We start from the raw sequence: 7,446 nt of genomic DNA, 5'->3' as shown, positions 1-7,446 counted from the left end.
CTTCCGTGCGTGCCATGGCACCTTTCTGCGAGACTGGGGGAGATGGGAACAAGCGTACCGACGGCCCCCGACGCCACCGCGAACCTCGCCGACGTCTTCCCGAGTTGCCTCGTCGCGCTCGGCGCTGCGGACGACGCGTGGTTGCGTGCCACCGGACGGGAGGCGCGGATCACCCTCCGCCCCGCCCGTTCCGCGATCGTCGTGCTGGTCGACGGCCTCGGTGCCGGCGCGCTGGCCGCGCGCGCCGGGCACGCCCGCTGGCTCGCCGCCGGCAAGAAACGGCTGCGCAGCGGCTTCCCGACGACGACGGCGGCCGCGCTGAGCACGCTGACCACCGGTCGGTCGCCGGGCACGCACGGTGTGGTCGGGTACAGCGGCTGGAACCCCGACACCGAGCGCGTGATGAACCTGCTGAGCGGGTGGGACGACGAGGTGCCGGCCGGCTGGTTCCTCGCGAGCACCCTGTTCTCCGAGGCGCCGGCGCTCGGCGTCGACCCCGTGGTCGTCGGCCCGGCACGGTACCGCTCGTCGGGGATGACGGCGAACGTCCTCGGCGGCGCCCGCTACGCCCCGGCGGACTCGATCGCCCAGCGCGTCGACGCGGCCCTCGCCGAGACCGCCGCGGGGAGGTCCCTGGTGTACCTCTACGTCCCCGAGCTCGACTCGATCGGGCACAAGCACGGCTGGGAGTCAGACCGGTGGACGGCTGCGCTCGAGCTCCTCGACGGCGAGCTCGCCCGACTCGAGCAGCGCGCCGCGGCCGACGTGGGGATCGTCGTGACCGCCGACCACGGGGTGCTCGACGTCCCCGAGCACCAGAACGTCGCGATCGACCCGCTGCTGCTGACCGACGTCGTCGGGGTGGCCGGCGACCCGCGCTGCCGGCAGTTCACGGTGGCGCCGGGCACCGACGTGCGGTCGCTCGTCGGGCAGTTCCGTGCGCGCTACGGCAAGAAGGCGTACGTCGCCAGCCGCGACGAGGCGATCGCCGCCGGCTGGTTCGGTGCGGTCTCGGACGAGGTCGTGCCGCGCATCGGGGACGTCGTGCTCGTCGCACGTGGGTCGTGGGCGTTCAACGACGACCGTGCCCTGCGTGCCGGCGAGTCACCGAAGCGCATGATCGGCCAGCACGGGGCGATGACCGACGAGGAGACCATGGTGCCGCTGCGGCTCGCCGGAGCGTTCGCGCAGTAGCGGAGCCCGGGCCGCACCCGACACCGGAGCCGGACGGCTCCGTGCCGATCAGGCGGGGTCGTCGTCCGGCCGCGTGCCGAAGACGATCTCGTCCCAGCTCGGCATCGACCGGCGGTTCCGCTTCTTGCGGTCGACCCGGCCACCCTCGGCCTCGGGTGCCGACGCGGGTCGGGCGTCCGGCTGCGGCGCGGTGTCGGACGAGTCCTCGAACCCCTGCAGCGGGATGTCGACGACGCTGATCGAGGTCCGGCGCCCGTCGTCCTGCGGCTGCTCGCCGAAGGCCGCCGCCTCGCGCTCGCCCCGACGGCGTCGGAGCGCCTCGAGGAGGTCGGCGGTCTCGTTGCCCGGGGCGCGTTCCTCGACGGCGGCACCGATCCGGGGGAGCGGCGCGCGCAGGGGTCGGTCCTGGACGTCGGGGTTCGTGACGTCCTCGTCGGGCTCGTCGACGCGGAAGGCCCCGGAGTCGAACCGCGTGCCGTCGGTGTCCTGGTGGTCGTTCTCGACCGCACGGAGGCGCGGCGCGATGCCCTCGTCCTCGGTGTGCGACAGCCGGTGGGCGTCGCCGTTGTCCGGCGTCAGCGTCGACGTCTTCGGGTCGAACCGCCACTGGGCGTCGTGCTCGACCTCGGCGGCGGTGTAGTGCACGCGCACCTGCCAGCCGCTCTCGACGTGCTTCCACGAGCCCCAGGCGATCCCGGTCGCCTCGCCGGCCTCGAGCTTGGCGGTGATCGCCTCGCCGAAGGTGTCGGGGGACTCGTCGTCCACCGGCGTCACCGGGACGCGGTGCGCCGCGTCGAGGATGAAGGCGCGCTCGGCGAGCACGGGGCCCTCGAAGCGCCGCACGTACTCGACGTCGACGTCGAGCGCCGCGGCGACCTCGGTCGCGTCCGCACCGCCGCGGATCCGGGCCTGCACGTCCTTGGGGGAGACGCGCTTGTGCGGGCCGGACTCGGGGTTCGCCTGCCGGACCTGACCGGTCAGCGACGAGGTGACGGGCAGACGGAACTCGGTCCCGCCGTCGGTGGCCAGCAGGAGTGCGCCGGACTCCACCCCGATGACTCTCACGTCTTGCATGGTTCCGCCTTCCGAGCGTCGCGTACGGTCGTGCCTCGTACCCCGTGAGTATGCAGCCGTCCGGACCCGATCCGGGCGAGGCGCACGGGCGTGCCGTGGACTGCCGTGCGAGCGTTTCCGGACAGCGGGAATGGACGGACGGGTACACGGGTTTCAGCGCCAGAACGACCCGCCGGAACACTCGGTTTGCGCTCTGGCGAGACGTGGTGCAAACTGTCGCCGCCGATCACCGGCGACGACCTCTCGATACGAGAAATGGATGGGCATGGCCACCGATTACGACGCCCCCCGGAAGACCGACGACAACTCCGACTCGGAGTCGATCGAGGCCCTCAAGGAGCGCGTTCCCGACAAGATGTCGGGGGTCGTCGACGATGATTCCGACAACCCCGGCAGCTTCGAGCTCGCCGGACAGGACCTCAGCGACGTCGACCTCGACGTCGTCGTGCTCCCGCCCCAGGTCGACGAGTTCACCTGCGTCGAGTGCTTCCTCGTGAAGCACCGCTCGCAGCTCGACCACGAGTCGAAGCTCGGCCCGGTCTGCGCGGAGTGCGCGGCGCTCTAGGGAACGCTCGAACACGAACGGCCCGTCACCTGCTGCGGTGACGGGCCGTCGTCGTTCGCCGAGGCGGACAGGAGGCGCGGGGCGGGCTCGAACCGCGCCTCCCGTCCGTCGCGTGGTGCCGGTCCTTCCCAGAACGCGCGCGATTGGAAGCGGGATCGGGCGTACCTGGTCAGAAGTTCCGGGCAGGTACGCCTGGAACGGGCAGGAACGCCCGAAACGGGCAGGTACGCCCGGAATCGGCAGGTACGCCCGGAACGGGCAGGTACGCCCGGAGCGGGGTCGGAGTCAGGAACGCAGGGCGGCGACGACCGCCGACGGGTTGCGGACGCTGACGAGCCAGTAGGGCGTCGGGTCCGCCGGGTCCTCCACCTCGACCTTGACCACCCCGCGGACGTAGCCGCGGAAGAGCGTCCAGGCGCGCGCGTCGAGCGCCGGCCCGCGCTGTGTGGTGGCCTCGGCGCCCTCGTAGCCCTCGACCGCACCGACGAGCGCGCGCGGCAGGTGTGCGCGCCCGGCGCGGAACTCGGTCTCGGTGACCTCGATCGTCGGGGCGAGGACCCAGAGCAGCACGAGCACGCCGAGGTACATGCCGATCGCCACGAGGATGCCCGCGAGCACGCTGATCGGCAGGAACACGAGGAGGCTGGCGGGGATGACGAGCGCCGTCGCCAGGTAGAGGACGGGCGGAGCCCACAGTCGTTCGCGGTACAGGGTCACGACACCATTCGACCACGACTGACACCAGGTCACGGAACGGTCACGGTCTGCACTACCCTCGACACGTGACCGAACCAGTCGACGTGCTCTGGACCGGGGAGAACGCTCCCGGATACGCCCATCCCGGTGACGCCGGCGCGGACCTCGTCTCGACCGAGGCGTTCGTCCTGCAGCCCGGCGAACGCCGGCTCGTGGGCACGGGCCTCCGCATCGCGCTCCCGGACGGCTACGCCGCCTTCGTCGTGCCGCGCAGCGGTCTCGCCGCGAAGCACGGCATCACGATCGTGAACGCGCCGGGCACCGTCGACGCCGGGTACCGTGGCGAGGTCAAGGTCGCGCTGCTCAACACCGACCAGGCCGCCGCGCACGAGGTGCACGTCGGCGACCGCATCGCCCAGATGATCGTCATGCCGGTGCCGCGCGTGTCGTTCACCCGCGTCGACGAGCTGCCCGACAGCGTCCGCGGCCAGGGTGGGTTCGGTTCGTCGGGCTACGGTGACCGGAGCGGTGCCGTCAGCGGCACCGCCGACGATGTTCAGGAAGGAACGCGCGCATGAAGTTCGGCCGACGCAAGCGTGACGAGGTCGAGGTGGCGGACGCCGTCGCCGACGAGGTCGAGGTGGCCGACACGACGCCGGAGGTCGACATCGCGACCGACGCCGACGCCGACCTCGACGAGGTCGACGCGGTCGCCCCGACCGACAAGTCCGCCCCCGACGACCGTGCCGAGAGCGGCCCGCACGACGAGACCGAGGCGAACCTGGTCCGCCCGTACGTCGACCTGGGCGGCGTGAAGGTCCTGCCGCGTGAGGGGCTCCACCTCCGGCTCGAGGTCGAGGAGGGCTCGCAGCGCGTCGTCGCGGTCGGGCTCGACTACGACGAGTCCACGCTGCAGGTGCAGCCGTTCGCCGCACCCCGGTCCACGGGCCTGTGGCACGAGATCCGCGGGCAGATCGCGGACCAGATCGAGCGCCAGGGCGGCGTCGTGACCGAGGTCGACGGTCCGTTCGGCCCCGAGCTCCGTGCCCAGGTCCCGGTCGTCTCCGACGGCACGGGCGTCACTGACGGGGCCCGCCCCGCGCGGTTCATCGGCGTCGACGGCCCGCGCTGGTTCCTGCGTGGCGTGATCGCCGGCAAGGCCGCCGAGCAGCCCGACGACGCGGCGGAGATCGAGGACCTGTTCCGCAGCGTCGTCGTGGTCCGCGGGACCACGCCGATGCCGCCGCGCGACCTCATCCCGCTGCACATGCCGAAGTCGACGCAGTCGGCGATCTGACCGCAGTCGGCGATCTGACCCAGGAGGCACGGTGCCGGACCACGACGACACCACCCGTCCCGACGCGGACGCGCCCGACGCGCTGCCCTCGTTCAGTGAGCAGATGCGCGCCGCCGTCGCGAACACGGGACTCGGCAAGGTCGCTCCCGGCGAGGCGCCGTCCGGGCACGCCCTCGTCGCGGCGATCGGTGGCGTCCGGGGGCTCGTCGAGTCCGTGCTGCCGGGCCTGGCGTTCCTCGTCGTGTACGCGATCACGAAGCAGGTCGTCCCGAGCGTCCTGATCCCGGTCGCGATCGGCGTCGTGTTCGTGGTGCTCCGACTGCTGCAGCGCCAGTCCCTCGTGATGAGCCTCGCGGGGATCCTCGGCGTCGCGATCTCGGCGGGCCTCGCGCTCATCACCGGCCGGGCCGAGAGCAACTTCATCCCCGGCATCGTCATCAACGCGGTGTGGCTCGTCGGGCTGCTCGTCTCGCTGGCGATCCGGCAGCCGCTCATCGGCGTGGTCGTCGGGTTCCTGCTGCCCCCGAACGAGGACGGCAGCCACCAGGACTGGCGCCGCGACCCCGCGAAGCGCCGGGTGCTCACGGTGGCCACCTGGCTCTGGGTCGGGCTCTTCGCGATCCGGCTCCTCATCGAGGTGCCGCTCTACCTGACCGCGCAGGTCGAACTGCTCGCCGGCATCAAGCTCATCACGGGCGTCCCGCTGTACGCCGCGCTGCTCTGGGTCACCTGGTTGCTCGTCCGGACGGTCTTCAGGCGTCAGGGCGACCCCGCCGCGGTGTAGAGTTGTCTCGACATCGAGACATTTCCCCGCGGCCCTTCCCGGGCTGGCGGGTTTAGGTTTGCCTTGCTGGTGGGACGCTTCGCGCCCCGCTTGGATGGGGGCACACCGATCAACCAGGGAGGCGGCACAGTGGCTGCAGTCAACAGCTTCGGCTCGAAGGACACGCTGTCGGTTGGGGGTGTCGACTACGCGATCCACCGGATCGACACGGTGCCCGGGCACGAGAAGCTCCCGTACAGCCTGAAGGTGCTGCTCGAGAACCTCCTCCGCACCGAGGACGGCAAGAACGTCACCGAGGACCAGATCCGCGCGCTCGGGTCGTGGCAGCCCGACGCCGAACCGGACACCGAGATCCAGTTCTCGCCTGCCCGCGTGGTCATGCAGGACTTCACGGGCGTCCCGTGCATCGTCGATCTCGCCACCATGCGCGAGGCAATGGCCGAGATCGGCGGGGACCCGAACAAGATCAACCCGCTGTCGCCGGCCGAGATGGTCATCGACCACTCCGTCATCGCCGACCTCTTCGGTCGCGAGGACGCGCTGCAGCGCAACACCGACCTCGAGTACGAGCGCAACGGGGAGCGCTACCAGTTCCTCCGCTGGGGCCAGACCGCGTTCGAGGACTTCAAGGTCGTCCCGCCGGGCACCGGCATCGTGCACCAGGTCAACATCGAGTACCTGGCGAAGGTCACCTACACGCGTGACTTCGACGGCGAGACCTACGCGTACCCGGACACCCTCGTCGGCACCGACTCGCACACCACCATGGTGAACGGCCTGGGCGTGCTCGGCTGGGGCGTCGGTGGCATCGAGGCCGAGGCGGCCATGCTCGGCCAGCCCGTGTCGATGCTCATCCCGAAGGTCGTCGGCTTCAAGCTGTCCGGGTCGATCCCGGCCGGGGTGACCGCGACCGACGTGGTGCTCACCATCACGCAGGAGCTCCGCAAGCACGGCGTCGTCGGCAAGTTCGTCGAGTTCTACGGCGAGGGCGTCGGCGAGGTCCCGCTCGCGAACCGTGCCACCATCGGCAACATGTCGCCGGAGTTCGGCTCCACGGCCGCGATGTTCCCGGTCGACGGCGTCACGCTCGACTACCTGCGCCTGACCGGCCGCTCCGAGGACCAGATCGCCCTCGTCGAGGCGTACGCGAAGACCCAGGGCCTCTGGCACGACCCGTCCGTCGAGCCGAACTACTCCGAGTACATGGAGCTCGACCTGTCGACGGTCGTCCCGTCGATCTCCGGCCCGAAGCGTCCGCAGGACCGCATCGAGCTGTCGAAGGCGAAGACGCAGTTCGAGGTCGACCTCGGCAACTACACGACGCCGACCGAGCAGACCGACCTCGACGACGCGGTCGAGGAGACCTTCCCGGCCTCCGATCCGATCGCCGCGGGGTCGACCAACGAGGACACGAACCTGCACGAGCACGTGCACGTCTCGAGCGCCCCGTCGACGGCGTCGCAGCCGACGAAGGTCGCGATGGACGGTGCCGACCCGTTCACGATCGACCACGGCGCGGTCGCGATCGCCGCGATCACCTCGTGCACGAACACCTCGAACCCGTCGGTCATGATGGCCGCCGGCATCCTCGCCCGGAACGCCGCGAAGAAGGGCCTCACCGCGAAGCCCTGGGTCAAGACCACCCTCGCGCCGGGGGAAGTCCACCCTCGGCTCCCTGCTCCAGCGGGGTCGGAAGCTGCGTCCGGACGCCATCCGACTGCTCCGACGACCGGGCCGACGGTCCGGCGCGGGGAGCGTGCACCACGAGAACGAGTCGGGGTCCGGGTCAGGGTTCGGGTTCGAATCCGGACCCGGGTCGGGGTCCGGGTCCGGTCC

General features: G+C 71.3%; 8 protein-coding genes. 6 read left to right on the top strand and 2 right to left on the bottom strand.

Features of this window, described 5'->3' with window-relative positions:
• Positions 1 to 42 precede the first annotated feature (42 nt).
• Entirely contained in the window at positions 43 to 1,194 is a 1,152-nt protein-coding gene (locus I5E_RS17140; protein WP_022908069.1) for an alkaline phosphatase family protein, read from the top strand.
• 48 nt (positions 1,195 to 1,242) lie between these two features.
• Here I5E_RS17140 and sepH read toward each other — a convergent pair whose 3' ends face one another.
• Complete coding sequence (gene sepH, locus I5E_RS17135) at positions 1,243 to 2,268, bottom strand: septation protein SepH (protein WP_022908068.1); 1,026 nt, start codon at positions 2,266 to 2,268, stop codon at positions 1,243 to 1,245.
• 265 nt (positions 2,269 to 2,533) lie between these two features.
• On the opposite strand from sepH, the gene I5E_RS17130 reads away from it, so the two are divergent.
• Entirely contained in the window at positions 2,534 to 2,833 is a 300-nt protein-coding gene (locus tag I5E_RS17130) for a DUF4193 domain-containing protein (RefSeq protein ID WP_031263038.1), read from the top strand.
• Between the two features lie 285 nt (positions 2,834 to 3,118).
• Here I5E_RS17130 and I5E_RS17125 read toward each other — a convergent pair whose 3' ends face one another.
• Positions 3,119 to 3,550 (bottom strand): DUF3093 domain-containing protein, encoded by a 432-nt coding sequence (locus I5E_RS17125; RefSeq protein ID WP_022908066.1) that lies wholly within the window; start codon positions 3,548 to 3,550, stop codon positions 3,119 to 3,121.
• A gap of 65 nt (positions 3,551 to 3,615) precedes the next feature.
• Here I5E_RS17125 and dut point away from each other — a divergent pair, with 65 nt between their 5' ends.
• From dut to acnA, 4 genes are all read left to right on the top strand, one after another.
• Complete coding sequence (dut, locus tag I5E_RS17120) at positions 3,616 to 4,107, top strand: dUTP diphosphatase (RefSeq protein WP_022908065.1); 492 nt, start codon at positions 3,616 to 3,618, stop codon at positions 4,105 to 4,107.
• The gene (locus I5E_RS17115; RefSeq protein WP_022908064.1) at positions 4,104 to 4,826 is read left to right on the top strand and encodes a DUF3710 domain-containing protein; all 723 of its coding nucleotides are present in this window, start codon (positions 4,104 to 4,106) and stop codon (positions 4,824 to 4,826) included. Before dut ends, I5E_RS17115 begins: the two co-directional genes overlap by 4 nt.
• A gap of 31 nt (positions 4,827 to 4,857) precedes the next feature.
• Entirely contained in the window at positions 4,858 to 5,610 is a 753-nt protein-coding gene (locus I5E_RS17110; protein ID WP_022908063.1) for a DUF3159 domain-containing protein, read from the top strand.
• 129 nt (positions 5,611 to 5,739) lie between these two features.
• A partial coding sequence (gene acnA / locus I5E_RS17105; RefSeq protein WP_022908062.1) for an aconitate hydratase AcnA occupies positions 5,740 to 7,446 on the top strand: 1,707 nt, incomplete at its 3' end.

Source organism: Curtobacterium sp. B18 (assembly GCF_000333375.1).
Taxonomy (GTDB): Bacteria; Actinomycetota; Actinomycetes; order Actinomycetales; family Microbacteriaceae; genus Curtobacterium.
Note: the sequence above shows the minus strand (reverse complement) of the source record. Positions and strands in the feature narration are given on the sequence as shown.

Bases quoted from the DNA above. Each gene is read 5' to 3' on its own strand.
- I5E_RS17130 (WP_031263038.1), top strand. From the start codon at position 2,534: ATGGCCACCGATTACGACGCCCCCCGGAAGACCGACGACAACTCCGAC.
- I5E_RS17140 (WP_022908069.1), top strand. From the start codon at position 43: ATGGGAACAAGCGTACCGACGGCCCCCGACGCCACCGCGAACCTCGCC.
- I5E_RS17115 (WP_022908064.1), top strand. From the start codon at position 4,104: ATGAAGTTCGGCCGACGCAAGCGTGACGAGGTCGAGGTGGCGGACGCC.
- sepH (WP_022908068.1), bottom strand. From the start codon at position 2,268: ATGCAAGACGTGAGAGTCATCGGGGTGGAGTCCGGCGCACTCCTGCTG.